Source organism: Geothrix oryzae (genome assembly GCF_030295385.1).
Lineage (GTDB): Bacteria > Acidobacteriota > Holophagae > Holophagales > Holophagaceae > Geothrix > Geothrix oryzae.
This window is the reverse complement of the sequence record NZ_AP027079.1, coordinates 33,314-58,224: the sequence shown is the minus strand read 5'-3', so window position 1 is coordinate 58,224 and position 24,911 is coordinate 33,314. Positions and strand designations below refer to the sequence as shown.

Genomic DNA, 24,911 nt, shown 5'->3' with positions numbered 1-24,911 from the left:
CTTGGAGACTCATGCGCTCACCCGCCCCGCTCGTGCTTCCCCTGCTCGGCGGGCTGGCCCTGGCCTCCCCCGGCCCCGCCACGGGTCTCCAGGCGCTGCGCACGACCGAGGCCATCCACCTGGACGGGCGCCTGGATGAGCCCGTCTGGCGGCGAGTGCCCGCGGCCTCGGGCTTCACCCAGGAGTGGCCCCTCCGCGGCCAGCCCGCTCGGCAGCGCACCGAGGTGCGGGTGCTCTACGACGACCACTACCTCTATGTCGGCGCCCGCATGTTCCACGACCACGCCCTGGAGGGCGGCTCGGCCCGCGTGGTGCGCCGCCTCCATCGCCGGGACCAGGACAGCCAGGGCGACTGGTTCGGCGTGGCCCTGGACTCCAACCACGATCGGCGCACCGCTCTCGTCTTCGAGGTGAATGCGGCGGGAGTGCAGAAGGACCAGGTCATCTACAACGACAGCTCCTTCGATCCCAGCTGGGACGGCGTCTGGGAAAGCGCCGTGACCGTGGACGCGAAGGGCTGGACCGCCGAGCTGAAGATCCCCCTCTCCCTGCTGCGCTTCAAGGGCGATGGCGGCCCCCAGACCTGGGGCGTCAACTTCAGCCGCGTGGACCAGGGCATCGTGCGGGAATCCAGCCGCTGGCAGGTGGTACCCCGGGGCGAGAACGGCTTCGTGAGCCGCTTTCCCGAGCTCACGGGCCTGGAGGGCCTGAATCCCCAGCCCCGCCGGGAATACATGCCGTACCTGGGACTCTCGCGGAAGTTCGAGACGAGCCGCAGCTTCGACGACCGGCGCGGAGAGGCGCGCGTGGGCGTGGACGCCCGCTGGGGCCTCAACTCCCATGCCCAGGTGGACCTCTCGGTACGGCCCGACTTCGGCCAGGTGGAGGTCGATCAGACCGTGCTGAACCTGAGCACCGTGGAGACCTTCTTTCCGGAGAAGCGCCCCTTCTTCCTCGAGGGCATGGACATCTTCCGCGTGGCGGGACCCGACCTCTTCTACAGCCGCCGCATTGGACATGGACTGTCCGATCCCGACCTAAATCCCGGCGAGTCCCTGCAGGACCGGCCCAATGCCACCGACATCACCGCCGCGGCGAAGTACACCGCCAAGTACGCCTCGGGCACCAATGTTGGCCTGCTGGGCGCCAGCGTGGAGCCCGCCCGCGCCACCATCCAGGATGCCGGCGGGGGCCGCTTCCGCCGCGAGATCTCCCCCCTCACCAATTTCGGGGTGATGCGCGTCCAGCAGCTGATGGATGCCCGCGGCAGCTACCTCGGCGGGTTCGTCTCGGAGATGCGGCAGGCGGGGCCCGAGGGCCGCCTGGCCCAGGTCCAGGCCCTGGACGGCGTCTACACCACCGAAGACCGCGGCGGCCTCCTGGAGGCCACCCTAGTCCGAAGCCAGGCCGGGCCGAAGGAGGCCCAGGAGCAGGGCTGGCGCGGCCGCCTGCGGGCCCACCAGGAATGGCGCAGCGGCTGGAGCATGGAGCTCCAGGCCATCAACGCCGGGCGGACCTACAACCCCAATGACATCGGCTACCTGAACCGCTCCGATGAGCAGAAAATGTATGCCGAGGTGGCCCGCCGCTGGGACCAGACCTTCGGCGTATTGCGGAGCCGGGAGTGGGGGCTGGGCTACACCGCCGCCCGGGACCAGGCGGGCCATGCCTTCCTCCGCAGCCTCAACACCTGGGCCCGCACTGACTTCACGAACTTCGTCTCCCTCTGGGGCGGCGGCGGCGTGGACCTGGCCGCCGAGGACGACCGGGAGCTGCGCACCTACGCCGACCCCCGGAAGAAGTACCTGGAGCGACCCAGCCTCCCCTGGGCGAACCTCGGCATCGACACCCCGGGCAACCGCCCCTGGTATCTCCGGCTCACCACCAGCCGCTCCTGGCAGGAGGGCGGCCCCTCCACGGACGCCACGCTCTTCCAGATCCTCAAGCCGGCCTCCTCGGTGGAGGTCCAGATTTCCACTTCCGTCACCCGCGACGAGGGCGAGCTGAAGTGGCTGGAGACGCCCGCCGCCACGCCCATCGTGGGCCTCCGGCGTCTCAGTCAGCTCAACCAGACCCTGCGCGTGGCCTACGCCTTCACCCCCAACCTCACGGTCCAGGTGTTCAGCCAGTGGCTGACCGCCAACTGGAATCACCGCGACCTGAAACACTACGCCGACGACCAGACGCTGGCCCCGGGGCTTCCAGACGACCAGCCCGCCGGCACCACGCCCCAGACCGCCTTCAGCTACCGCACCTGGAACCTGAATCTCATCACGCGCTGGGAGTTCCGCCCCGGATCGGCCTTCTTCCTGGTCTACACCCACGGCGCGAGCACGGACGCCCTCATCAACGACCGCGCCACCCTCTCGCCCCGGCCCGATCTCGCCATCCTGCGGCACCTGCCCTCGGACGATGTGGTCCAGGCCAAGGTCAGCTGGTTGTTCCGGTGAGCCAGGCGGCCAGGCGGTCCCCATCTTCTTCCGTGTGGAAGCCGTGGAAGGCCACGCGCAGGTAACCCTCGCGCACCGAGGCGAAGATGCCCCGCCGGTAGCCGGCCTGCAGCAGGGCCTGGAGGTGGTCCGCGCCCGCGCCGTCGCCCCCACCTCCATGGTGGAAAGCCAGGAACGATCCTAGCCGTCCCGCCACCAGTAGGTTTCGGAGCCGGATCGCCTCGGAAGCCCAGGGCGAATCTGACAGGGCCTCCAGGAGGCGGCTCTGGAGGTGGGCAGCATGACCCGCGATGGCAGCCACACCCGCGCCATTGATCAGGCGCAGGGACTCCAGCAGGGCCGTGGCCTGGAGCAGGTTCGGCCCGCCGGGCTCGAGGGCGCGGCCGTCCGGCAGCCAGTCCCGATGGAAGTCCGTGGAGGGACGGGAGAAGTCCGTGGCATCCTCCACCGACAGCCAGGTGCCCGAAGGCGACAGCAACTGTCTAAAACGCGCGTCGGTCCACAGGAAGCCCATGCCCTGGGGCGCCAGAAGGCCCTTGTGGCCGCTGGTGGCGAAGGCCGAGAGGCCCTCCAGGTCCACCGGCACCGTGCCCGCCGCCTGGATGCCATCCACCACGAGATGCACGCCGCGCTCGCGGCAGGCCTTGCCCAGGCGCTGCAGGTCCAGCTTGAGGCCGTCCTGGAAGCGCACCCAGGAGAGCGCCAGAATGCGGGTGCGCGGCCCCAGGGCGGCGATGAGCCGCGCCTCGGGGTCCGCCTCGACCGTGGGCGGCAGGCTCGTCCAAGCCTCGCTCCCGGCCCGGTGGCCCTCCCAGAGGGGCACCTCGCGGAAACCCACGCCCCTCGCCTTCAGGGCCAGCCAGGGCCAGGCATTGGACGGAAATTCACCCAGGGGGGCCAGAACTTCGTCGCCTGGTTGCCAGGGGAAGCCCTGGGCCACGGCCACCAGGCCCGCGGAGGTGCTGGGAAGGAGGCTGATGTCGTCGACACGGCCGCCCAGGAGGGCCGCGGCCTCGGCCCGCAGCGCCGCCGGAATCCCCTGGAAATCCTCCACCCAGCGCACTTCCCAGGGCCGCAGCTCCTTCTGCAGGAAGGCCTGGACGGCGATCATGCCCGCGCGGGGCACCGGCCCCTCCGAGCAGTGCATGACCCAGAGGTGCTCCCTGTCCAGATGGAACAGGGCGGGGTTGAGGGGCGGCGCGCTCATCCCTTCCCTGAGGCCAGCAGGGCCTTCAGACCCACCGGGTAGAGGGGTTCTACCACGGACCGCACGGCGGCCGCGTACTGCTGGATCTCCCATTGGGCGTGGCTGTCGGCCCGCAGGCGGATGAAGTGCGCCACGGCTTGGAGGCTCACGGTCCAGTAGACCTCCGAGTAGAGCGCCACGGGCAGCACGCAGCGGGCCTGCTCCCGGCAGACGCCCAGGGAGAGCAGCTCCTTGTAGTGGGCCACAGCGCCGCGGCAGCTCTCCAGGTAGCTCTCCAGGGCCCGGGCGCCGTCGGCCCCGTCGATCTCGCCCTCGCTGCCCTGCTTGTTCACCTTGGCCTGGCGCCGGAAGACTGCAGGCACGAAGAACTCGTCCTCGGGGAACTCCACATACCGGCCGCTAATCTCGTTGAACTCGGAACCGATGCGGTGCTTCATCCACTGACGGAAGACGAAGATGGGTGCCTTCACATGCAGCGTCAGCGCCGTGTGACGGAAGGGCGAGGTGTGCTCGTGCTCTGCCAGGTAGTCGATCAGCTTGGCGTCGCCCGCCTCGAAGGCCTCCTTCTTCTTCCCGAAGGACACCCGCGCCGCGTTCACCACGGACAGGTCCGACCCCATGTGGTCGATGAGGCGGACGAAGCCTTTGTCCAGCACCTTGATTTCGGAATAGCTCATGACAGACTCCGGGCTTCCAGCTTCCCGCGGGCCCTGGGAGAATGGAAGGGTCCAGCATGAGCAGGGCCGGGAGTGACCCATGAAGTTCTTCATCGACACCGCCAACATCGACGAGATCAAGCGCATCAACGCCCTGGGCGTGCTGGACGGGGTGACCACCAACCCCAGCCTCATCGCCAAGGAGACGGGCAAGCCCTTCGAGGCGATCATTGCCGAGATCTGCGGCATCGTGGACGGTCCCATCAGCGCCGAGGTCATCGGCCTGGAGGCCCCCGGCATGATCGAGGAGGGCCGCCGCCTCGCCAAGATCCACAAGAATGTGGTGGTGAAGCTGCCGCTGATCGCCGAGGGCCTCAAGGCCTGCAAGGCGCTCACGGCCGAGGGCATCCGCACCAATGTGACGCTCTGCTTCAGCGCCACCCAGGCCCTCATGGCCGCCAAGGCCGGTGCCACCTATGTGTCGCCCTTCGTCGGCCGGCTGGACGACATCAACCTGGACGGCATGGAGCTGATCCGCGAGATCGTGGCCATCTTCGAGAACTACGGCTTCGCCACCCAGTGCCTGGCCGCCAGCATCCGCCAGCCCCGCCATGTCACGGACGCGGCCCTGGCCGGCGCCCATGTGGCCACCATCCCCACCAAGGTCTTTGACCAGATGCTGAAGCACCCCCTCACGGACAAGGGCGTGGAAGGCTTCCTCGCCGACTGGGCGAAGAGCGGCCGCTGATGCGCCGGGCCCTCGCCCTCCTCGCGACGCTCGCCCTGACGGCCTGTCAGGCGCCGGTGGCGGAGACGCCGAAACCCGCCGCGCCGGCACCTGCTCCAGCACCGGCGGCCTGCGTCTTCTGCAAGATCGTGGCGGGGACGGCCCCCTCGCGGAAGGTTTACGAAGACAAGTATGTCCTGGCCTTCTGGGACATCCGGCCCCGCGCCAAGGTGCACCTGCTGGTCATCCCCAAGCAACATGTAGCCAGCCTCAAGGAGCTGGACGAGCTGCCTGTGGAGACCCGCGCGGCCCTGCTCAGTGCCTGCGTGAAGGTGGCCCGGGACCAGGGGATCCTGGACGAGGGCTTCCGCGTCATCTCCAACGCCGGGAAGGACGCTAGCCAGAGCGTCTTCCACCTCCACTTCCATGTGGTGGGCGGCGAAAAGCTCCGCGAGGACGCCATCACGAAAGATCCGGCGGAACGGTAAGACATCCGGCGGATTCGTGACCGAATCGTAAAAAGGGCCCGATACCATGGCCGAAGGCCCGGGACCGGGCCGGAGGCCTTCACATGGATGCGATCACATCTGTCCTTCGCCGCTGCGAAATCTTTTCCGGGCTGTCCGACGCGGACCTGAGCCTGATTGCCAAGGCCGCGCGCCGCCGGGAAGTGCCGGCCGGCACCTGCCTCTTCCGCCAGGGCGAGGCCCGCACGGGCGCCACGGTCATCGCCGAGGGCCGCGTGGAGATCTCCCGCGACAACGGTGAAGGCGCCGAGCCCGTGGTGATCCTCGGCCCGGGAGATGTGGCGGGCGAGCAGTCCTTCCTCGCCGTCAGCATGCACACCGCCACCGGCCATGCCCTCACGCCCGCCGTGCTGTTGGACCTGGACCGCGAGGCAGTGCTCGGCAGCCTGGGCCAGGACGGCGCCGCGGCCATCGCCGTGCTCAGCAAGGTCGCCAATGTCCTGCACCAGCGGCTGCTCTACTCGGCCACACCCCGCACTGGCCGCGAACAGGCCTATGCCAGCGGCCGCACCCGCCGCGAGACCGACCTCATCGGCCCCCTGGAGGTGCCCGAGGATGCCCTCTTCGGCGTGCAGACCCTGCGCGCCGTGCACAACTTCCCCATCACGGGCGTGCCCACCAGCCACTTCCCCGCCATGATCCGCGCCCTCGCCATGGTCAAGCAGGGCGCCGCCCGCGCCAACGCCAAGCTCGGCCTGCTGGACGCGCCCATCGCGGAGGCCATCGACCGGGCCTGCCAGGAGATCATCGACGGCCACTGGCACGGCCACTTCCCCACCGACATGGTGCAGGGCGGCGCCGGCACCTCCACCAACATGAACGCCAACGAGGTGATCGCCAACCGGGCGCTGGAGCTGCTGGGCCACGCGCGCGGCGAGTACGCCTTCTGCCACCCCAACGACCATGTGAACCTCGGGCAGAGCACCAACGATGTCTATCCCACGGCCCTGCGCCTCAGCACCATCTTCATGCTGAAGAACCTGCTCGAGGCCATGAACCGCCTCAAGGCGGCCCTGCACGCCAAGGGCCGCGAGTTCTCCGATGTGATCAAGATGGGCCGCACCCAGCTGCAGGACGCCGTGCCCATGACCCTGGGCCAGGAGTTCGAGGCCTACGCCGTCACCACGGGCGAGGACATCCAGCGCCTGCAGGAGACCGCCCGCTTCTTCCTCGAAGTGAACATGGGCGGCACGGCCATCGGCACGGGCATCTGCGCCGATCCCCGCTACCCGCAGCTCGTGGTCGAGGAGCTGTGCCGGGTGACGGGCCTGGACATCGTCCTGGCGGAGAACCTCGTCGAGGCCACGCCCGATACCGGCGCCTTCGTCATGTTCTCCGGCGTCGTGAAGCGCGCCGCCGTGAAGCTCAGCAAGCTCTGCAACGATCTGCGCCTGCTCAGCAGCGGCCCCCGCTGCGGCTTCGGCGAGATCAACCTGCCTCCCATGCAGCCCGGCAGCAGCATCATGCCCGGCAAGGTGAACCCCGTGATTCCCGAGGTGGTCAACCAGGTGGCCTTCCAGGTCATCGGCAACGACCTCACCATCACCCTCGCCGCCGAGGCCGGCCAGCTCCAGCTGAATGTGATGGAGCCCATCCTGGCCTACAGCCTGGCCACCAGCATGCGCAACCTCACGGCCGCGGTGAATGTCCTCACCACCAAGTGCATCGTGGGCATCACCGCCAACCGGGAGCGCTGCCTCGACCTCGTGGAGCACAGCATCGGCATCGTCACGGCCGTGATGCCCGCCATCGGCTACAAGCGCGCCACCGAAGTGGCGAAGGAGGCCCTGGAGACCGGGCTGCCCGTGCGGGAGCTGATCCTGCGCAAGGGCTACCTCACCCCGGCGGAGTGCGACGAGGCCTTCAGCCTCGAGGCCATGACCCAGCCGAGGCCCCTCCGCTAGGCCACGGGCCGTTCTGCGCTAACCGTGTTCTGCGCTAGCATGGGGGCTTCCCAATCCCTGGAGTCCCCATGCCCCGTTCCCTCATCGCGTTGATGGGCCCCGCCTTGTGCCTGTGCGCCCAGGCGCCGCTCCCTCCGGCTCCCGCCCCGGCCGCCCCGGTCGCGGCCCCCGCGGTCGCCCCCGCGCCACCGTCGACCCCGGCTGCTCCGGCGCCCAAGCCGACGGCCCCGAAGGCGCCCCTGCAGGACGATGGCCTGCTCGATCCCTCCTGGTTCGGCGAGGGCATCGTCTTCACCAAGGGCGATGAGGTGGACTTCTTCTGGATCAAGCCCGGGCTCGACCTCACGGGGCGCTCCCTCCATATGCGGCCCTGGGAGGATCCCGCCATGCTCCGCAAGGGCCGGGACGGGAAGGACAACGCCAAGGCCACCGAGTTGACGGACAGTTTTCCGGGCATGCTGCGGGGAGCCCTGACGGGTGCCTTCAACGGCCGGGCCAAGGTGAGCCGCACCGATGGCGACCTGGTGCTCACGGGCCGTTTCGTGGATGCCAACGCGGGCAGCAAGGCGGCCAAGTGGCTCATCGGCCTGGGCGCCGGCAGCGAGACCGCCACCTGGGATCTGAAGGTGCTGGACCCGAAGACCGGGGAGCTCCTCCTGGCCGTCCACCACCGCGCCATCAGCGGCACGGCCATGAGCAACATCCAGGACAAGCTGGTGAAGTGGGCGGACAAGTTCGCCTCCTTCGTGGCGGTCCGCGCCCTCAAGTAGGCCTCCGGCCGGCCGACGGCGCCGGCCCCAGACTTCCGCGCCGGGTCACCGGGGTCGGCTAAACTGGCGACTGATCCCCCCTGGTCAGTCGCCTTCGTCGGTACCCCGGAGTTTCCATGTCCCTCGAAAAGAAGATCGAGATCCTCAAGGCCAAGCATGCCCAGGCCCTGGCCGGCGGCGGCGAGGCGCGGGTCCAGAAGCAGCATGAGGGCGGCAAGCTCACGGCCCGGGAGCGGGTGGCAGCCTTCCTCGACGAGGGCTCCTTCGAGGAGATGGATGCCCTCATGGTCCACCGCGCCTGGGGCGTGGAGAAGATCCCGGGCGATGGCGTGGTGACCGGCTTCGGCCGCGTGGACGGCCGCCCCGTGGCGGTCTTCGCCCAGGACTTCACGGTCTTCGGCGGGTCGCTCAGCGAGGCCTACGCCAAGAAAATCTGCAAGGTGATGGACCTGGCCATGAAGGTGGGCTGTCCGGTCATCGGCCTCAACGACAGCGGGGGCGCCCGCATCCAGGAAGGCGTGGTGAGCCTCGGCGGCTACGCCGACATCTTCCTGCGCAACACCCTCGCCAGCGGCGTCATCCCCCAGATCAGCCTCATCATGGGCCCCTGCGCGGGCGGTGCGGTCTACAGCCCGGCCATCACGGACTTCATCACCATGGTGAAGGGCACGAGCTACATGTTCGTGACGGGGCCCGATGTCATCAAGACCGTCACCCACGAGGAGGTCTCGAAGGAGGAGCTGGGCGGCGCGCACACCCACGCGGCCAAGAGCGGCGTGGCCCACTTCGTCTGCGCCAGCGATCTCGCGGCCCTGGCCCACACCCGCGAGCTGCTCTCCTTCCTGCCCAGCAACAACCTGGGCGAGGCGCCCCGGCGCGCGCCCAAGAACCCCATGCCCCTGGAGAACCCCGAGCTCGACAAGGTGGTGCCGGACGATCCCAGCAAGCCCTACGACATCCGCGACATTATCCGCGGCGTGGTGGACGACGCGCACTTCTTCGAGGTGCACGAGGCCTTCGCGCCAAACCTGGTCGTGGGCTTCGCCCGCATCGATGGCCGCAGCATCGGCATCGTGGCCAACCAGCCCGCCTTCTACGCCGGCGTGCTCGACATCGCCTCCAGCGAAAAGGGCGCGCGCTTCGTGCGCTTCTGCGACGCCTTCAACATCCCGCTCATCACCTTCGAGGATGTGCCGGGCTTCCTGCCGGGCGTGACACAGGAGCACGGCGGCATCATCCGCCACGGCGCCAAGCTGCTCTTCGCCTACTGCGAGGCCACGGTCCCCAAGATCACCGTCATCACCCGCAAGGCCTACGGCGGCGCCTACTGCGTGATGGCCAGTAAGCACATCCGCACAGACTTCAACTTCGCCTATCCCACGGCGGAGATCGCCGTCATGGGGGCCGAGGGCGCCATGAATGTCCTTCACGGCAAGTCCATCGCCATCGCGCCGGATCCGGTCGCCCGCAAGGCGGAGCTCGTGGCCGAGTACAACGAGAAGTTCGCCAATCCCTACATCGCCGCGGAATTCGGTTTCGTGGACGAGGTGATCCTCCCCCGCGAAACCCGCCAGAAGCTGGTCAAGGCGCTGGCCTTCCTCGAAACCAAGCGCGACAGCATGCCCCCCAAGAAGCACGGGAACATCCCCCTGTAGGAGCCTCATGCGCGCTGCCCTCCTCGCCTTTGCCGCCCTGAGCCTCGTCGCCCAGGATGAGCGGATCTTCGCGGAATCCATGGCCCGGCTCGAACGGGAGGATCCCGCGGGAAAGAAGGACCTGGAGGACGCCAGCCCCATCCGCCTGGCCGCCCTGGCCCTGAACCCGGCCAAGGCCACGGAGCAGGCCCGGTTCGCCGCCGCCTCGTGGCTCTGGGCCACCAACCTCATCCGGGGTTTCCGGCACGGCAAGGAGCAGACCTACCTGCAGGCCGCCCGCACGCAGGCCGACCTCCTGAAGGCCTGGACGCTGCTCGAGACCGTCGGCGCCGGCCAGGCCCGCGCCCGGGACGGTCTGCGGCTGGAGCTGGCCTGGCGGCTGCTCGACCTCGACCGGATGCGGACCGCCTACGCGGCCGTGTCCGCCCAGCCCTCCCCGAACATGCGCGAGCTGGCCCATTGCTTCTTCGTGGCCGCCCACCTCGGCGACTGGGCCGGCATGAAGAAGCACGGCCAAGCCCTCGTCGCCCAGGGCGGGAAGCTGGAGGGCCTCCACGCCGCGGCCGAAAACACCCTGACCATGTTCGACTACGAGTCGCTGCTCAAGGCTGTCGAGACCGGGCATCCCGGTGCCCCCGCGGGGCCCCTTTCCGTCCAGAGCCATCGGATCTCCAAGTGGCGGGTCCGGGTCACGGGCATCTCGGGCAGCCACAAGGCCATCGTCAAGGAGGCCGAATCCTGGTCGAAGGACTGGGTGGACCGGCCCGATTCGACGGTCGATCTCCTCCAGGTGGGCGCCGCCGCCCACTGGATCGAGAGCGGCACCCAGCCTCCGGTCTCGGGATTCCTCAACGCGGGCCGGCTCTACCTCGTCGGCTACCGGGATACCCAGGGCGGGCCGACGGGCGATGCGGGCCGCCAGGAACAGATGTGGGACATGCACCAGGATGCCCAGAACCCCAACCGGTGGCGTGGCACCAATGCGCTCACGGCCCGGGTGGTGGGGGCGGATCCCAAGACCGGCCCCGCCCTCCTGGTGACCTTCGAGGTGGAGTGGGACATGCGCTCCACGGAAACCTACCGCTAGGCGCCGCCCCAACCTCGAGCCGGCCCCAAGCCACCTCCGAGCCGGTCCCGAGGCCCACTCCGTAAAGGGATCCCCATGCACAGAGCCTTCGTCGACGACCATGGTGCCGTCCGCAACGGCTGGAAGGTCCTGGGGTTTTTCGCCCTCATGCTGCTGTTCAGCCTCCTCACGGGCGGCCTTCGCCACCTGCTTCCCGGCCCCTGGAAGGCGCTGCTTCCGGGGCAGTGGATCGGCACCCTGTCGGTGCTGGTCGCCTCGTGGATCTGCCTGCGGATCGAGGAGGCGACCCTGACCTCCCTGGGTCTGCGCCTCGATCGGCGCTTCGTCCGGGACCTCGCCCTGGGTTCCCTGGGCGGGTTCGCCCTGATGGTGATCACGGCGGCCATCGTCTGGGGGGCCGGCGGCGTGCACTGGGTCCGGACCGCCGACATCGGCCCCGCCGACCTCCTGAAGGGGGCTTGGCTGTACCTCGCCGTGGCCTGCTTCGAGGAGATCCTCTTCCGCGGCTACCCCTTCCAGCGGGCGGTGCGGGGCCTCGGCTTCCCCCTGGCCCAGCTGGCCTTCGCCGCCTTCTTCGCCTTCGGCCACTGGGGCAACCCCGGCATGGCGGGAGCCACCAAGGCCTGGGCCACGCTGAACATCGCCCTGGCGGCCCTGCTGCTGGCCTTCTGCTGGCGGCGCACGGGCAGCCTGGCTCTGCCCATCGGCGTGCACCTGGGCTGGAACTGGACGCAAGGCAACCTGCTGGGGTTCGGCGTGAGCGGCACCACCAACCAGGGCTGGTGGACCCCGACCTTCCTCGGGCGTCCCGACTGGCTCACCGGCGGCACCTTCGGACTGGAGGCCAGCCTGATCTGCGCCCTCGTCTGCACGGCGGCCATCTCCGGGCTGTGGCGCTGGCAGGGGATCAGGGCTGATGCCGGTGCTTCCACTGCTTCGGAGTCTTGATCCCGGCACTCATCACCAGGCGCATCTCGCTCGTGGGCATGAAGCCCAGACGCTGGTACAGCCCCTCGGCCTCCAGGCTGGCGTGCACTTCGAGGATCTCCAGGCCCAGCTCCCGCGCCAGCTCCAGCACCGCGTCCGTCAGACGCGCCGCCAAGCCCCGGCGGCGGTGGGTCGGCTCCGTGTAGATGTTGAAGAGGTAGCCCCGCACGGACAGCGGCGTCACCGGGGTGGGGATCGCGTCCCGCATCAGCAGGAGGACGCTGGCCACGGCGCGGCCGTCCTCCTCCACGATGAAACCGCGGCACTGGCCCGTGTGGAGCCAGGTGCGGAGCTGGGGGCGGAAGGCCTCGGCCATGCGCGACAGGCCCTCTTCCGTGCCCACTTTCATGGTCCGGAACATGGCCAGGCGGTGGGCCACATGGGTCTCCAGGTCGGCGGGCGTGGAGGGTCGGAGGGTCGCGTTCATGGCGCTAGTGTAGGAGGTATCCTGATCCATGCACTATGCAGCTCTCGCCTCCGGTTCCAAGGGGAACTGCCATGCCCTGTCGGACGGGAGCCGGACCCTGCTCATCGACGCGGGCATCTCCCTGCTCCAGATCCGCCAGCGGCTGGGCGCCCTCGCCTGGGATCCCAGCCTGGTGCGCGCCGTGGCGCTCACCCACGAGCACTCGGACCACATCGGTGCCGTGGGGGTGATCCTGCGTCGCACCGACTGGTCCATCCTGGCCACCGCCGCCACCCGGGCCGCCGTGCAGCGGGCGCAGGGTCTCGAGATCCCCGCCTCGCGCTGGATCGAGGTGGAGGCCGGACACCCCTGCAATTGGGACGGCTGGCGGGTGCTGCCCTTCGCCCTGCCCCATGACGCCGAGGACCCCGTGGCCTACCGCGTGGAGGCCGGGGGCATGGCGGCGGCGGTGGTCACGGACCTGGGGCACCCCACGGCCCTGGTGGCCGACCACCTCCAGGAACTGGACCTCCTGGTGCTGGAAGCCAACCACGATGTGGAGATGCTGCGGGAAGGCAGCTATCCGCCCCAGCTCAAGGCCCGCATCCTCAGCCGGGTGGGGCACCTCAGCAACGCCGCCATGGCCGAGCTGCTGGCCCGGGTCCTGTCGCCCCGGATGCGGCAGGTGGTGCTAGCGCACCTGAGCGAATCGAACAACCACCCCGACCTGGCCCGCTTCGCCGCCGAGGAGGCCCTGCGGGGCGCCGCCACGGCCCTGCACCTGGCCCACCAGCGGGAACCCCTCGCCCTCCCCTCTCCCCTGATGGATGCCTGATGATCCGACGCCTGTCCTTCCTCCTCTGCCTGGTCCTGTCCCAGACAGCCCCGGCCGCCCCGCCCCCCCTGCGGGAGGCCGTGGAGCGCTTCGACGCGGCCCAGGCCCAGGTGCAGACCCTCCAGTGCCCCTTCACGCTCACCCTGCGCCGCGCCCTGCTGAAGACCCCCTCGGTCACCAGGGGCACCCTCTACCTGCAGGGTTCGGACTTCGTCCACTTCGCCTTCCAGCCCCCGGAAGACCTGATCCTGCATCTCACCCCCAAGGCCCTCGTCTCCTATAGCCCCGGGGCCGGCGAGGGCGAGCTGATGAAGATCGGCCTCATCCGGAACGCCGATCGCAAGTTCCTCGGTCTGGGCCAGAAGCTCAGCTACCTCTCCGAGTATTTCCAAATCCGCCTCGAGGAGACGCGGGACCTGCCCGGAGCCTGGTTCCTGGCCATGGCGCCCCGGACCCTGTCCATGCGGAAGCGGATGCAGGCCCTGAACCTCTGGGTGGACAAGGAGACCTGGCTGCCCAGGCAAGTCCAGTGGATCGAGCGCAGCGGCGACTCCTGGATGGTGGAGCTGGGACCCCTGCGGACCAATCAGCCCCTGCCCGCCGCCGTCACGGGCTTCAAGCTCCCGGAGGGCATCCCCGTGCGGAGCGACTTCAGCTTCTTCGCCACGCGGAAAAAGTAGGGCTACACTTCAGAGGCGCTTTCGAGGGTCCGATGATCGTGGTGTGCCAGGCCTGCCAGGCCCGCTTCCAATATGACGACAGCCGCTTCGGCGGCGTCCGGACGAAGCGTTTCAAGTGCCCGAAGTGCAGCCATGTCTTCGAGGTGGTGAATCCGGCGATGGGGGCCCTGCCGATGGGGGAAACGCTCACCCGCCCCTTCACCGGCCCTGTTCCCGAGGTGGGCCCTGATCCGGGGCTCGACCTGGGCCCCGAGCCGGGCGCCGAACCCACCCCGCAGACTCCGATCCCCCCCGCCCGCACCACGGCCCGCCGGGACCGCGAAGCCATGCTGGTGGCCGCGGGCCTCCAGAAGCCGGGACTGCCCTCCGGCTACCGCTTCAGCCTGGCCTTCCTCAGCGGCCCGCAGGCCTCCACGGTGCAGGTGCTGGACCGCCCCCGGATCGTCATCGGCCGGGAGGAGGGCGATGTCATCACCCGGGATCCCGAGACCTCGCGCTGCCACGCGGTCCTGGAGATCCACGCCGACGGCACGGTGTGGATCACGGACCAGCAGTCCACCAACGGCACCCATGTGAACGGGGAACGCATCTCGGAACCCGTCCAGCTCGCCAGCCAGCAGGAGTTCACCTGCGGAAACAGCACCTTCATGCTGTTGGTGCGCAACATCGACGAGTTTCCGCTGAATTGAGCCTCCATGCCGAACGACGCCCTGCCGCCTGATCCCTATGCGCCCTACCTCCGCCAAGCGGACGAGCTCTTCGCCCGCGACGAGATCGTCAAGGCGGGCCAGATCTGGCAGGCCATCCTCAAGCAGCAGCCCGCCCACACCGAGGCCCGCGAACGCCTGGTGACCGTCCGGAAGCGGCTGCTGGCCCTGCAGGGGCCCCCGCCGGAAGCCGTGGCCGCTCCGGAGCCCGTCCGACCACCCGTGGACAGGACCCCGCCGGAGGCCGTGGCACCGCCCCCACCCAGACCTTCGCCGGCGCCCTCACCAGCGCCTTCTCCCGCGCCTTCAGCAGCGCCGCTCCCGGCCTTCGTCCCGACCCTCGCCCAGCCCCCGGCCCCGGAACCGGCTTCGGCGCCCGTGGAGCTCAACCGCCTGGTGATCGAGGGCTGCACCCTCTACGACATGGGCCAGCTGGAGGACGCCCTCCACAAGTGGGAGCAGGTCCTGGCCCTCGACCCCGACCATGCCCTCGCCCGGAACTACGCGAACGGCGCCCGCCGCGAGTTGGGAATGCCGCCGCTGCAGGCGCCCGAGGCCCCTCCCCCGGCGGATTCGCCCATCGCCTTCGGGGATGACGATGTGGCCCGGCTCCTCCGCGAGGCCGTGCAGCTCTACGACATGGGGCTCACCGAGGAGGCCATCTCCAAGTGGGAGCGGGTCCTCGTCCTCGAGCCGCACCGCGAGGAGATCCAGGATTACCTGCGCCAGGCCCGGCAGGAGGTGACCCAGAGCGCCCTGTCCCCCGCGGCGCAGACCGGCTCGACGGTCCGGGCGGCCGTGGCGGAGGCCGAGGCCCTCGACCTCAAGCTCCGCCAAGCCGACCACCTGCTGTCCCTCCAACGCCATGAGGAGGCGGCCTTCACCTATCAGCAGGCCCTCAGCCTGTCGCCTGGCCATCCTAGGGCCCTGGAGGGTCTCCAGCGGTGCCGCCAGCCTGCCGGTCGCACGCAGGGTCCCAGCCCGAGCCTCCTCCCGCCCCCGGGCCCTGTCGTCGAGCCCCAGGCCCTTTCCTCCCATCCCATCACCATGGTCGAGGAGGAGCCCCTCTCCACCCTTCCCGACCCCGGCGCGGTGGCGCCCCCCGCCTCCCTGCTCAAAGCCGCCCGGGCGCCGCGGGGGGGCCTCTCCCTGCCCGGCCGCCTCCAGGGCGCCTCAGACCGGCTGCCCTGGTTGAAGAGCCCCAAGACGCTCGCCCTGCTCGGGGGCGGACTGCTGGTGCTGATCGTGGGGGTCGTCGGCCTGCGCAGCTACCGTCAGGACCAGGCGTTGAAGGAGGCCGTCAAGGCGGCCCGGACGGCCGCCGTGGCCCCGGTGCTCCAGCAGGCCCAGGCGCCGGATCTGGCGGAGACACCCACGGACATCCGCGAGGAGGCCGAAACCGCCCTCGACCGGGATCCCCTCCGCGCCTACCTGCGGGCCCAGACCCTCGTGACCCAGCATCCCGCGGAAGCCGCCGGTCCCCAGCTGCTGGAAAAGGCCCGGATCGGCCTGGCCGGCGGCGTCACCGGCGCCAGCCTCCCGGAGTTTCAGAAGCACCTGCAGAACGGCGACCTCGAGGCCGCCGCCAAGGTCATGGACGCCCTGCTGAGGGCCCAGCCCGACGACGCGGACCTGCGGGCCCGCGCCGCCCGCCTCCAGCTCCTGCTTTGCTCAGCCCATGCCGGGCAGGCCAAGTGGGAGGAGGCCGCCGAGGACCTGCGCCGAGGCCGCGCTCTCTTCCCCGGCGACAAGAGCTGGCAGTCCCGCCTCAAGCTCCTGGAGCGCGTGAAGACCCTGCCCAAGGCCCAGCAGGCCGCGTGGCTCCCGCTCCTCGGATAGACCCCAACGCCCGTTTCCTGGCTTACTCCACCCACACTTCGGGCGGCACGGGGTGGCTCAGGAAGTGGGTCATCCCCTCATTCAAGCCGTAGGCGCCGGTGGTGCCGAAGGCCAGTAGATCCCCCGGGGCCAACTCCGGCAGGCGCACTTCGCCCAGGCGGTCGAGGCTGGTGCAGAGGGGGCCGGCCAGCGTGTAGGACAGGGTCCCGTGCCCCTTGCCCACGGCCCTCACGGGGAAGGGCTGGCCCGTGAGGAGGGGCCGGATCAGGTGGTTGATGCCGCCCTCCAGGATGGCGAAGCGGGTGCCGCGGCTTTCCTTGATCCGCACCACGCGGGCCAGGTAGGTCCCACAGGGGCCCGCCAGGAAGCGGCCCGGCTCGAGGATCAGCTCGTCCGTGAACCAGGCGTGTTCCGCCAGGAGTCCGGACAGTCCTTGTCCAAACGTTCTCAGATCAAGCGGGGCTTCGTCCGGCGCGTAGGGCACGCCCAGTCCACCGCCGAGGTCGATCTGCTCGAAGGTCATGCCGTGGGCTTCGTGCAAGTGCTTCGCCAGGTTCAGCACGGCGCCGTGGATGGTCCGCAGCTTGGCCGCGTCCCGCTGGTTGCTGGCGGCGAAGACATGCAGGCCCCGGATGCGGACATGGCGGAGCTGCGCGGCCTTCTGAAGCAGGGCCGGGACCTCCTCCTCGTCCACACCGAACGCGGAAGGTCCGCTGCCGCCGATGATGCGGTTGCCCTCATCGATGTCGAAGGCCGGGTGCACCCGCAAGTTCACGGCCACTTCGCGATCCGCCATCGCGTCGAGACGCGCCAGGTCCTCGAAGCCTTCCGCCTGCACCCGTACGCCCATGACCAGGGCCCGGAGCAGCTCGGTCTCCCGCTTCCCGGGCCCCGCGAAGAAGGTGCGGCCCGGGGGCAGCTTCAAGGCCTCCACGCGCTCGAGCTCGCCGATGGAGGCGCAGTCGAAGCTGGCGCCCAGGGCGGCGAAGCGCGCCAACAACCCCGGATGCGGGTTCGCCTTCACCGCGTAGGCGAGGCGCACCCGGGAGGGCAGCACCGCGCGCAGAGCGGTGAATTGCTCCGTCGCGGCCTCGCCGGAGTAGGCAAAGCAGGGCGTGCCGTGGGTCTCGGCCAGGGAGCGGCATTGGGCATCGTCAAAAGCGAAAAGCATAAGAACCTCTAACCGCAGAGAGCGCAGAAAAGGATGGACTGGGTTCTGGGGGCCAACCCCTCATCCGGATTCATCCGTGAGTATCCAAGCTTCATCGGGCTTTCCTCTGCGGTCTCTGTGTCCCCTGCGGCAGGAGCCTTTTCACTTTTCCCAGTACGGCGCCAGCCGCCGCACGCCTTCCCTCAGCTGCTCGGGGGTGGCGGCGAAGCTGAGGCGGGCGTGGCCGCGGCCGCCTTCACCGAAGGCAAGGCCTGGGATGAGCACCACCTTGGCCTCGTCCCGCAGCTTCAGGCAGAAGGCCAGAGGATCGGTATGGGCGGAGTCCGGCAGCGCCATGAAGTGGTAGAAGGTGCCGTCGGGGGGCGTCACAGTGTGGCCCAGGTCTTCGCGCAGGGCCGAGGCCAGGGCTTCCCACCGCAGTTGCACGGCGGCGCGGGCCTCGGCCAGGATGGCGTCCGAGTGTTCGAGGAGCGCCAGGGCCGCCCACTGGGCCGGCGTGGCCGTGCCGGTGACCGCGTAGCCATGGACCACGCGGGCAGGGGTGAGCCAGGCGGGATCGCCCACGGCCCAGCCCACGCGCAGACCCGGCGCGCCCCAGCCCTTGCTCACGGAGCTGGTCACCACGCCGCGATCGGTGACATCGCGCAGGCTCGGCGCCCGCACGCCGAAGTGCAGGTCGCGGTAGACCTCGTCGGAGATGAGCAGGATGCCCCGGGCCACGCAGGCCTCGGCCACGCGCTTGAGGGCCGCGAGGTCGCCCCCGCCGCCCGTGGGGTTGGAGGGCAGGTTGAGGATCACGGCCGAGGCCTCCGGCGTGGCGTCCAGCACCCGGATGAGGGCCTCGGCATCGAGCCGGAACCGGTCCTTGGACAGCGGGTAGGTCACGGGCTCGGCGCCCGCCATGCGGGCCAGGGCCGGATAGGCCACGAAGCCGGGGTCGGGCATGAGCACCTTCGTGCCGGGCTCCACCCAGGCCTGGAACAGCGAGAAGAGCGCCCCCTGGGAGCCGGTGGTGATGAGCACCTCCTCCACCTGGGCGCCATGGAAGGCGGCCACGGCCTTCCTCAGCTCCAGCAGGCCCACATGGGGCACATAGGCGCAGGGGCCGGGGTCGCGCAGCAGCGCCTTGCGGGCCACTTCCGGCAGGTTCCAGGTGGGTTCGCCCAGCCCCAGGGGGATGGCCCCGGGCGGCGTGCCGTCCGTGATGGCGCGGATGGGCGAGGGCTTCAGCAGGGACAGGCGGGAAGCGGGATTCATCGGGACCTCAAAAACAACAGATCACCACCAAGACACCCAGGCACCAAGCAAAGACAAAGGGTTTTTGCGGTTCTTGGCGCCTTCGCGTCCCGGGGGTTTGCATTTCGTCACCACCGCCCTACCGCAACGCCTGCTCGAGCGCCGTGGCCGCATCGGTCCTGTCGTCGCGGTACTTCACGATGCAGGGCGCCGACACCTGGAGTCCGCGGGCCTTGGCGTAGTCCCCGGAAGCGGGTCGGGAGCCCGGCACCACCACGGCGCCTTCGGGCACCTCCTGGCGCAGCTCGCGGCCGTGCACCAGGTCGTAGATCACGGTGCTGCCCGTGATGACCACACCCGAGGCCAGCACCGCCCGCCGGCGCACCACGATGCCCTCGAAGAGCCCCACCAACCCGCCCACGAAGGCGTCGTCCTCCACGATCACCGGCCGGGCGCCGGCGGGCTCCAGCACGCCGCCGATCTGGGCCGCGGCCGACAGGTGCACCCGCTTGCCGATCTGGGCGCAGCTGCCCACCAGGGCGTGGCTGTCCACCATGGTGCCCTCGTCCACGAAAGCCCCCACATTCACATAAGCGGGCGGCATGAGCACCACGCTGCGGGCGATGTGGGCGCCGCGCCGCACCGACGATCCGCCCGGCACCAGGCGCACGCCATCCTCCAGCCCGAAGTGGCGGACCGGATAGGCGGTCTTGTCGAACATGGGAAATCCTGGCCCGGGCATCTCCACCAGATTCGTGCGGCGGAAGCCGCAGAGGATGGCCTGCTTCACCCAGGCGTTGGCCACCCAGGTGCCGTCGTCCTGGCGCTCGGCGGCCCGGACGGTGCCCGTCTCCAGGGCCACCAGGAGCACCTGGTGCATGGCGGGGGCTTCGGGATCCGCCGCCAGGGCTTCCGCCGGGCGGTTGAAGAAGCTGTGGATGGAATCCAGATCGACGACCATCACATCACTCCAGGGAAGGTGCCCTCGGTCGAGAGGCAGAGGGCTTCGGCCAGGCGTGTGCGCGTGGCGGGTTCGGCGGGAACCAGGGGCAGGCGCAGGCCGTCTTCGCAGAGGCCCAGGAGCTTCAGCACCGCCTTCAGCGGGATGGGGTTGCTCTCCACGAAGAGGGCGTCCATGAGGGGCAGCAGCTGCTGGTGCAGGCGCAGGGCCTCGGCCCCGTTGCCCTGTCGGGCCGCGGCGATCATGGCCGCGGTCTCCCGGGGCAGCACATTGCCCAGCACCGAGATGAGACCCGACGCCCCCACGGCCATGGAGGCCAGGGCCAGGTTGTCGTCGCCGGACAGCAGCAGCTTGCCCTTGGGCAGCTGCCGGGCGATCTCCCCGATCTGGGCCAGGTTGCCGCTGCTTTCCTTCACGGCCACCACCTGGGGGTTCTCCCAGAGGCGGGCCAGCGTGGCGGGCGTCACATTCAGCCCCGTGCGGCCCGGCACATTGTAGGCAATGATCGGCAACCCCGGGGCCGCCTCGGCCACCGCGGCGAAATGCGCCACCAGGCCGGCGGGCGTGGGCTTGTTGTAGTAGGGCGTCACCACCAGGGCGCCCTGGGCTCCCAGGGCCTGGGCGCGCTTCGTCATGGCCGCCGCTTGGCGCGTGGCGTTGTGGCCCGTGCCCACGACCACGGGACGGCCGCTGCTCTCCTCGAGGCAGGCCGTGATGATGGCATCACGCTCCGCTTCGAGGATCGTGGCCGCTTCCCCCGTGGAGCCCAGAGGCACCAGGAAATCCACTCCGCCTGCCACCACATGCCGCACCAGCTTGCGGAAGGCGGGCAGATCCACCTCGCCCGAGGCGGTGAAGGGCGTCGCCAGGGCTACGGCGAGTCCAGAGAATTCGAGGGTCATGGCTTGCCTCCGAAGGCGAAGAGGGGGTCGAGCAGATCGGCTGCCAGGTCTTCCATGGTGAAGACGCCCCTGCGGCCGTGGAGCCACTGGGCCGCCGCCAGGGCGCCCTGGGCGAAGGGGGCCCGGGACCGGGCGATGTGGGTCAGCTCCAGAAGCTCGGCGGGGGCATCCAGCCCCACCGTGTGGGTACCGAATTCCGCCCCGGCCCGCACGACGCCGATGCTCAGCTGGTGGGGCGCGGGGGTGCCGAGCGTCCATTCGGTCTTGCGGGGGCAGCCCCGCAGGAGGGCCCCAGCCAGGGTCTTCGCCGTGCCGGAAGGCGCGTCGGCCTTGAGGCGGTGGTGGCGCTCCACCAGGAAGGGGTCCCGCGCGGGGTCGAGGGCGGCGAAGCGCCCCAACACCGTGGCGAAGCGCGCCATGAGGGCGACCGAGAGCGAGAAGTTGGAGGCCGCCAGCACGCCGATGTGCCCCGCCACGCGACCTTCGAGGTCGGGCACCGACCAGCCCGTGGTGCCGATCACAAGGTCGGTTCCCGTCTCCAGGGCCCAGGCGAGGTGGGCCTCGACAGCCTCCGCCACGCTGGCATCGATGGCCACGGCCACGGGAGTGGTCGGGCTCTCTTCGCGGCCCACCTGCCAGGCCAGGGCCGCACCGGCTTCCGCGGCGATGGCGGACCCCAGGCGGCCCTTCCCGAAGAGACCGAGGCGGGGCACGGTCACGCCGCACCCCCCACCAGCACGCGATGCAGGCGGCGCAGGGCCTCGGAGCTCTGGTCCTGGCGGACCACCAGGCTCAGGTTGATCTCGTTGGCGCCCATGCTGATCATCTCCACATTGATGTCACCCAGCGAGGACAACAGCTGCGCGCCCAGGCCCGGCGTAGATTTCAGCCGCTCGCCCACGGCAGCGATGATGGCCCGGCCCTCGTGGATCTCCACCGTGGCGAAGGCCGACAGGTCCTGGATCAGGGGCTTCAGCGGCACATCCGCCTCCACCGTGAGGGAGACGCTCACCTCGGCCGTGGCCACGAGGTCGACGCTCACGCCGCGGCGACCGAACACTTCGAACAGCCGCGCCAGGAACCCGCTCTGGGCTAGCATCCGGGAGCTGCTCACCGTGAGCACGGTCACCGGACCCCGGCTGGCGAGGGCCGTGATGGGGCGGCCCGTGCGGACCTCGGCCGAGATCGTGGTGAAGCGGCCTTCGGGTTTCTGCGTGTGGCGCACCGTGACCGGGATGCGCGCTTCCACCGCGGGCTGGATGGTGGCCGGGTGAAGCACCTTGGCGCCAAAGGCGGCCAGCTCGGCGGCCTCGGCAAAGCTCAGCTCGGGAATGGGCAGAGCCTCGGGCACGATGCGGGGGTCGCAGGTGAGCACGCCCTCCACATCCGTCCAGATCTGTACCTCCGCCGCACCCAGGGCCGCCCCGAAGAGGGCGGCGGAATAGTCGCTGCCCCCTCGGCCCAGCGTGGTGGTGAGCCCATCTTCCGTGGCGCCGATGTAGCCCTGGGTCACCACGGCACGACCCGGGCCCAGGAGGGGCTTCAGGTGGTCGGCGGCCAGGGGGCGGATCGCCTCCTGCTGGGGCACGGCCTCCCCAAACACGCCGTCCGTGCGGAGAACCGTGCGGGCGTCCACCCAGGCGCCCCCCACGAAGGCCGCGAAGATGCGCGTGGACAGCCGCTCGCCCAGCGAGGCGATGGCGTCCATGCTCCGGGGGCTCAGTTCGCGGAGCAGGGCCACGCCCCGCAGCAGCAGCTCAAGCTCGCCGAAGAGGTCCGTCAGGGCCACATCCAGGCTTTCGGGCACGGCCCCGTCGAACAGCTCCGCGGCGGCCTTCCGGTGGGCGGCCATGAGGCCCCGCTGCAGGTCCATGGCGCCGGCCAGATCGCCCGCTTCCGCGGCCTTCGCCGCCCCGAAGAGGCCGTTGGTGGTCTTACCCATGGCGGACAGCACCACCAGGGGCGACTGGGGCAGGGCCGACCGCACCAGGCTCGCCACCTGGCGCATGCAGGCCGCATCGGCCACGCTGCTGCCGCCGAACTTGAGGACGATCATCGGAGGTACCCCTTCGCATGGGCCAGCTCGGCGTTCAGGATGCTGCCGCCCGCCGCCCCGCGCTCCGTGTTGTGGCCGAGGAGCGCGAACTTCACGCCGAGGATGGGGCAGGCCCTCAGGCGGCCCACATGCACGCTCATGCCGCCGTCCGTCTCCACATCGCGGCGCACCTGGGGGCGGTCCTCCAGGGTGTGGACATGCACGGGCACGGGGGGCGCCGAAAAGAGCTTCAGCCGCTGGGGTTCGGGCTTCCAGCTCAGCCAGGCCTCGCGCACCGCCTCCAGGGACGGATTGCCTTTCAGCTTCACGCTGACGGCCTCCGTGTGGCCCTCGATGACGGGCACCCGGTGGCAGAGGGCGCTCACCCGCATGGGCGCCAGCTCCACTTCGCGGCCGGTGAAGCGGCCCAGCATCTTGGGCGTCTCCTCCTCCACCTTCGCCTCCTCGTTGCGGATGAAGGGGATCACGTTGCCCAGGATGTCCAGGCTGGCCACGCCGGGGTAGCCGGCGCCGCTGATGGCCTGCATGGAGGTCATCAGCACGGCCTCCACGCCGAAGGCCTCCTGGAGCGGGGCCAGGGCCATGACCAGCACCGTGGCCGTGCAGTTGGCGTTGGTGACGATGCCGCCGCTCCAGCCGTGGTGGTGGCGCTGGACCTCAAGCAGGCCGAGGTGATCGGCGTTCACCTCGGGCACCAGCAGCGGCACCTCCGGCGACATGCGGAAGGCCGCCGCGTTGGAGAACACCATGGCCCCGGCCCGGGCGAAGGCCGGTTCCAGTTCCGTGGCCGGCGCCGTGTCGAGGGCGCTGAAGATCACCGGCGACAGGGCGAATTCCGGGGTGCCCTCGGCCATCACCTGGTCACCCAGGCCGCCATAGGGCTCGCCGTCCAGGCGCCAGGCGCAGGCGTCGCGGTAGCGCTTGCCGGCGCTGCGCTCGCTGGCTGCGAGGTGTTCCACGCGGAAGAGGGGATGGTCCGCCAGGCGCCGAACGAAGCGCTGGCCCACGACGCCAGTGGCGCCCAACACGGTCACGGGGATTTTCGAGGACATGGTTCAGTCTCCCAGGAAATGCAGGGCCAGTCGGTGGTTCAGATCCACGCCGGCTTCCAGATCGGCGAGGGCGAGGCATTCCTCCAGCGTGTGCGCCACCCGGATGCTGCCGGGGCCCGCCAGCACCACGGTGCGATCCGGCACCAGGGCCCGCAGGGTGGGCGCATCCGAGCCGAAGGGCATGGCGGCGTGCTCGAAGCCCGGGATCTCCGGGTAGCGATCCGGGGGCTCGTCCAGGCGCAGGTCCACGGAGCCTTCGGGCGGCGCCAGGCGGCGGGCCTCCTCGGCAAAGGTGCTGCCGGGCAGCGTGCGCACCAGCAGGTCGGCCCTCGCCGAAGCTGGCACGGAGTTGAGCGCCTCGCCCCCACGCAGCAACCCCAGGTTCCACACCTCGGGACCCAGCCGGGGATCCGCGGGCCGGGGCTGTTCGCGCAGCCGCTGGAGCCAGTCCAGCAGGGGCCAGGTGGCGTCGTGGCCAAGTTCGGGGCTGCCGCTGTGGGCGGCGCGGCCCGCGCAGTGGAGGCAGAGGTGCTGGGCCCCACGCTGGCCCGAGGCCAGCTTCAGCTCCGTGGGCTCGCCGTTGATGAGCACCCTCAGGTCCCGCAGGCGGTCCGCCAGACCGAGGGCCGCAGTGGCCCCTGCGCTGTCGGTCTCCTCGCCCACCACGCCCAGCCAGGCGAGGCCTTCGCGGCCTTCAGCCAGCAGCCTCCGCACGGCGCCGAGCTGGGCCATGATCTGGCCCTTGGCATCGCAGGTCCCGCGGCCGTGCAGCACCTCCCCCTCCAGCCTCGGCGGCAGGAAGGGCGGCACCGTGTCCAGGTGGGTGGAGAAGAGCACCCTCGGCCGCCCCCAGACAGCCAGCACATTGGTGCGGCCCTCGGCCACGGGCTGCTCGTGGATCGTGGCGCCGAGCCCCTGCAGCAGGGCCCGCAACGCCGGCAGGCCCGCGTCCTCCCGGCCCGAGGTGGTCTCCTGGTCGCAAAGCTGCCGCAGGCTGCCCGTGAGCCAGCTTCGGAGATCAGCGGTGGTGGCGTTCATGGAAACCTCGGCGGGCCGACGGTGCCATCTGGAACGCGGTGGGAGGGACTCCCGCCGC

The 24,911-nt window shown here is 70.3% G+C and carries 23 protein-coding genes; 12 read left to right on the top strand and 11 right to left on the bottom strand.

The window, feature by feature from the left end:
• Positions 1-11 precede the first annotated feature (11 nt).
• Positions 12-2,450 carry a DUF5916 domain-containing protein gene (locus QUD34_RS00255; RefSeq protein WP_286354576.1) on the top strand — a complete coding sequence of 813 codons (2,439 nt, stop codon included), beginning with the start codon at positions 12-14 and terminating at the stop codon, positions 2,448-2,450.
• Here QUD34_RS00255 and QUD34_RS00250 read toward each other — a convergent pair.
• Together QUD34_RS00250 and thyX are read right to left on the bottom strand one after the other, a co-directional pair.
• A complete protein-coding gene (locus tag QUD34_RS00250; protein ID WP_286354575.1) occupies positions 2,431-3,657 on the bottom strand; it encodes an aminotransferase class V-fold PLP-dependent enzyme in 1,227 nt (408 codons plus the stop codon). The genes QUD34_RS00255 and QUD34_RS00250 overlap by 20 nt on opposite strands.
• Complete coding sequence (gene thyX / locus QUD34_RS00245) at positions 3,654-4,334, bottom strand: FAD-dependent thymidylate synthase (RefSeq protein WP_286354574.1); 681 nt, start codon at positions 4,332-4,334, stop codon at positions 3,654-3,656. The genes QUD34_RS00250 and thyX overlap by 4 nt, the downstream gene beginning before the upstream one ends.
• Before the next feature lie 79 nt (positions 4,335-4,413).
• Between thyX and fsa the strand changes: the two genes are divergently transcribed.
• The 7 genes from fsa (at position 4,414) to QUD34_RS00210 (ending at position 11,931) form a co-directional block, all read left to right on the top strand.
• Positions 4,414-5,061: a fructose-6-phosphate aldolase gene (fsa, locus tag QUD34_RS00240; protein WP_286354573.1), complete on the top strand. Its 648-nt coding sequence runs from the start codon at positions 4,414-4,416 to the stop codon at positions 5,059-5,061.
• Between the two features lie 56 nt (positions 5,062-5,117).
• A complete protein-coding gene (locus QUD34_RS00235; protein WP_375380004.1) occupies positions 5,118-5,528 on the top strand; it encodes a histidine triad nucleotide-binding protein in 411 nt (136 codons plus the stop codon).
• Between the two features lie 83 nt (positions 5,529-5,611).
• Positions 5,612-7,471 (top strand): aspartate ammonia-lyase, encoded by a 1,860-nt coding sequence (locus QUD34_RS00230; protein WP_286354571.1) that lies wholly within the window; start codon positions 5,612-5,614, stop codon positions 7,469-7,471.
• Between the two features lie 68 nt (positions 7,472-7,539).
• Entirely contained in the window at positions 7,540-8,241 is a 702-nt protein-coding gene (locus QUD34_RS00225) for a DUF4410 domain-containing protein (RefSeq protein WP_286354570.1), read from the top strand.
• A gap of 116 nt (positions 8,242-8,357) precedes the next feature.
• Complete coding sequence (locus QUD34_RS00220) at positions 8,358-9,896, top strand: acyl-CoA carboxylase subunit beta (RefSeq protein ID WP_286354569.1); 1,539 nt, start codon at positions 8,358-8,360, stop codon at positions 9,894-9,896.
• 7 nt (positions 9,897-9,903) lie between these two features.
• A complete protein-coding gene (locus QUD34_RS00215) occupies positions 9,904-10,983 on the top strand; it encodes a hypothetical protein (RefSeq protein WP_286354568.1) in 1,080 nt (359 codons plus the stop codon).
• 75 nt (positions 10,984-11,058) lie between these two features.
• Positions 11,059-11,931 carry a CPBP family intramembrane glutamic endopeptidase gene (locus QUD34_RS00210; RefSeq protein WP_286354567.1) on the top strand — a complete coding sequence of 291 codons (873 nt, stop codon included), beginning with the start codon at positions 11,059-11,061 and terminating at the stop codon, positions 11,929-11,931.
• On the opposite strand, the gene QUD34_RS00205 is transcribed toward QUD34_RS00210, so the two are convergent.
• On the bottom strand, positions 11,891-12,427 hold the full coding sequence (locus QUD34_RS00205) for a GNAT family N-acetyltransferase (protein WP_286354566.1): 537 nt from the start codon (positions 12,425-12,427) through the stop codon (positions 11,891-11,893). The genes QUD34_RS00210 and QUD34_RS00205 overlap by 41 nt on opposite strands.
• Here QUD34_RS00205 and QUD34_RS00200 point away from each other — a divergent pair.
• The 4 genes from QUD34_RS00200 to QUD34_RS00185 are packed head-to-tail and all read left to right on the top strand — an operon-like array spanning position 12,426 to position 16,437.
• Positions 12,426-13,211 (top strand): MBL fold metallo-hydrolase, encoded by a 786-nt coding sequence (locus tag QUD34_RS00200; protein ID WP_286354565.1) that lies wholly within the window; start codon positions 12,426-12,428, stop codon positions 13,209-13,211. The genes QUD34_RS00205 and QUD34_RS00200 overlap by 2 nt on opposite strands.
• Entirely contained in the window at positions 13,211-13,891 is a 681-nt protein-coding gene (locus QUD34_RS00195; RefSeq protein WP_286354564.1) for a LolA family protein, read from the top strand. Before QUD34_RS00200 ends, QUD34_RS00195 begins: the two co-directional genes overlap by 1 nt.
• 32 nt (positions 13,892-13,923) lie before the next feature.
• Positions 13,924-14,580 (top strand): FHA domain-containing protein, encoded by a 657-nt coding sequence (locus QUD34_RS00190; protein WP_286354563.1) that lies wholly within the window; start codon positions 13,924-13,926, stop codon positions 14,578-14,580.
• Positions 14,581-14,586: 6 nt separating this feature from the next.
• Positions 14,587-16,437: a tetratricopeptide repeat protein gene (locus tag QUD34_RS00185; RefSeq protein ID WP_286354562.1), complete on the top strand. Its 1,851-nt coding sequence runs from the start codon at positions 14,587-14,589 to the stop codon at positions 16,435-16,437.
• 22 nt (positions 16,438-16,459) lie between these two features.
• On the opposite strand, the gene QUD34_RS00180 is transcribed toward QUD34_RS00185, so the two are convergent.
• The 8 genes from QUD34_RS00180 to QUD34_RS00145 all read right to left on the bottom strand — a co-directional run bounded on the left by QUD34_RS00180 (position 16,460) and on the right by QUD34_RS00145 (position 24,853).
• Positions 16,460-17,608 carry an alanine racemase gene (locus QUD34_RS00180; RefSeq protein ID WP_286354561.1) on the bottom strand — a complete coding sequence of 383 codons (1,149 nt, stop codon included), beginning with the start codon at positions 17,606-17,608 and terminating at the stop codon, positions 16,460-16,462.
• A gap of 141 nt (positions 17,609-17,749) precedes the next feature.
• Positions 17,750-18,865, bottom strand: a complete 1,116-nt coding sequence (locus QUD34_RS00175; RefSeq protein ID WP_286354560.1) for a pyridoxal phosphate-dependent aminotransferase — start codon at positions 18,863-18,865, stop codon at positions 17,750-17,752.
• Between the two features lie 118 nt (positions 18,866-18,983).
• Positions 18,984-19,805: a 2,3,4,5-tetrahydropyridine-2,6-dicarboxylate N-succinyltransferase gene (locus tag QUD34_RS00170; protein ID WP_286354559.1), complete on the bottom strand. Its 822-nt coding sequence runs from the start codon at positions 19,803-19,805 to the stop codon at positions 18,984-18,986.
• Complete coding sequence (gene dapA / locus QUD34_RS00165; RefSeq protein ID WP_286354558.1) at positions 19,805-20,707, bottom strand: 4-hydroxy-tetrahydrodipicolinate synthase; 903 nt, start codon at positions 20,705-20,707, stop codon at positions 19,805-19,807. The genes QUD34_RS00170 and dapA overlap by 1 nt, the downstream gene beginning before the upstream one ends.
• Positions 20,704-21,426 carry a 4-hydroxy-tetrahydrodipicolinate reductase gene (locus tag QUD34_RS00160; RefSeq protein WP_286354557.1) on the bottom strand — a complete coding sequence of 241 codons (723 nt, stop codon included), beginning with the start codon at positions 21,424-21,426 and terminating at the stop codon, positions 20,704-20,706. The genes dapA and QUD34_RS00160 overlap by 4 nt, the downstream gene beginning before the upstream one ends.
• Positions 21,423-22,763, bottom strand: coding sequence for a lysine-sensitive aspartokinase 3 (gene lysC, locus QUD34_RS00155; RefSeq protein WP_286354556.1), 1,341 nt, complete (start codon positions 22,761-22,763; stop codon positions 21,423-21,425). Before lysC ends, QUD34_RS00160 begins: the two co-directional genes overlap by 4 nt.
• The gene (gene asd / locus QUD34_RS00150; RefSeq protein ID WP_286354555.1) at positions 22,760-23,815 is read right to left on the bottom strand and encodes an aspartate-semialdehyde dehydrogenase; all 1,056 of its coding nucleotides are present in this window, start codon (positions 23,813-23,815) and stop codon (positions 22,760-22,762) included. Before asd ends, lysC begins: the two co-directional genes overlap by 4 nt.
• Positions 23,816-23,818: 3 nt before the next feature.
• The gene (locus tag QUD34_RS00145) at positions 23,819-24,853 is read right to left on the bottom strand and encodes a M20/M25/M40 family metallo-hydrolase (protein ID WP_286354554.1); all 1,035 of its coding nucleotides are present in this window, start codon (positions 24,851-24,853) and stop codon (positions 23,819-23,821) included.
• Positions 24,854-24,911: the final 58 nt, after the last annotated feature.

Bases quoted from the DNA above. Each gene is read 5' to 3' on its own strand.
- QUD34_RS00255 (WP_286354576.1), top strand. From the start codon at position 12: ATGCGCTCACCCGCCCCGCTCGTGCTTCCCCTGCTCGGCGGGCTGGCC.
- QUD34_RS00250 (WP_286354575.1), bottom strand. From the start codon at position 3,657: ATGAGCGCGCCGCCCCTCAACCCCGCCCTGTTCCATCTGGACAGGGAG.
- thyX (WP_286354574.1), bottom strand. From the start codon at position 4,334: ATGAGCTATTCCGAAATCAAGGTGCTGGACAAAGGCTTCGTCCGCCTC.
- fsa (WP_286354573.1), top strand. From the start codon at position 4,414: ATGAAGTTCTTCATCGACACCGCCAACATCGACGAGATCAAGCGCATC.
- QUD34_RS00230 (WP_286354571.1), top strand. From the start codon at position 5,612: ATGGATGCGATCACATCTGTCCTTCGCCGCTGCGAAATCTTTTCCGGG.
- QUD34_RS00225 (WP_286354570.1), top strand. From the start codon at position 7,540: ATGCCCCGTTCCCTCATCGCGTTGATGGGCCCCGCCTTGTGCCTGTGC.
- QUD34_RS00220 (WP_286354569.1), top strand. From the start codon at position 8,358: ATGTCCCTCGAAAAGAAGATCGAGATCCTCAAGGCCAAGCATGCCCAG.
- QUD34_RS00215 (WP_286354568.1), top strand. From the start codon at position 9,904: ATGCGCGCTGCCCTCCTCGCCTTTGCCGCCCTGAGCCTCGTCGCCCAG.
- QUD34_RS00210 (WP_286354567.1), top strand. From the start codon at position 11,059: ATGCACAGAGCCTTCGTCGACGACCATGGTGCCGTCCGCAACGGCTGG.
- QUD34_RS00200 (WP_286354565.1), top strand. From the start codon at position 12,426: ATGCACTATGCAGCTCTCGCCTCCGGTTCCAAGGGGAACTGCCATGCC.
- QUD34_RS00205 (WP_286354566.1), bottom strand. From the start codon at position 12,427: ATGGATCAGGATACCTCCTACACTAGCGCCATGAACGCGACCCTCCGA.
- QUD34_RS00195 (WP_286354564.1), top strand. From the start codon at position 13,211: ATGATCCGACGCCTGTCCTTCCTCCTCTGCCTGGTCCTGTCCCAGACA.
- QUD34_RS00190 (WP_286354563.1), top strand. From the start codon at position 13,924: ATGATCGTGGTGTGCCAGGCCTGCCAGGCCCGCTTCCAATATGACGAC.
- QUD34_RS00185 (WP_286354562.1), top strand. From the start codon at position 14,587: ATGCCGAACGACGCCCTGCCGCCTGATCCCTATGCGCCCTACCTCCGC.
- QUD34_RS00180 (WP_286354561.1), bottom strand. From the start codon at position 17,608: ATGCTTTTCGCTTTTGACGATGCCCAATGCCGCTCCCTGGCCGAGACC.
- QUD34_RS00175 (WP_286354560.1), bottom strand. From the start codon at position 18,865: ATGAATCCCGCTTCCCGCCTGTCCCTGCTGAAGCCCTCGCCCATCCGC.
- QUD34_RS00170 (WP_286354559.1), bottom strand. From the start codon at position 19,805: ATGGTCGTCGATCTGGATTCCATCCACAGCTTCTTCAACCGCCCGGCG.
- dapA (WP_286354558.1), bottom strand. From the start codon at position 20,707: ATGACCCTCGAATTCTCTGGACTCGCCGTAGCCCTGGCGACGCCCTTC.
- lysC (WP_286354556.1), bottom strand. From the start codon at position 22,763: ATGATCGTCCTCAAGTTCGGCGGCAGCAGCGTGGCCGATGCGGCCTGC.
- asd (WP_286354555.1), bottom strand. From the start codon at position 23,815: ATGTCCTCGAAAATCCCCGTGACCGTGTTGGGCGCCACTGGCGTCGTG.
- QUD34_RS00145 (WP_286354554.1), bottom strand. From the start codon at position 24,853: ATGAACGCCACCACCGCTGATCTCCGAAGCTGGCTCACGGGCAGCCTG.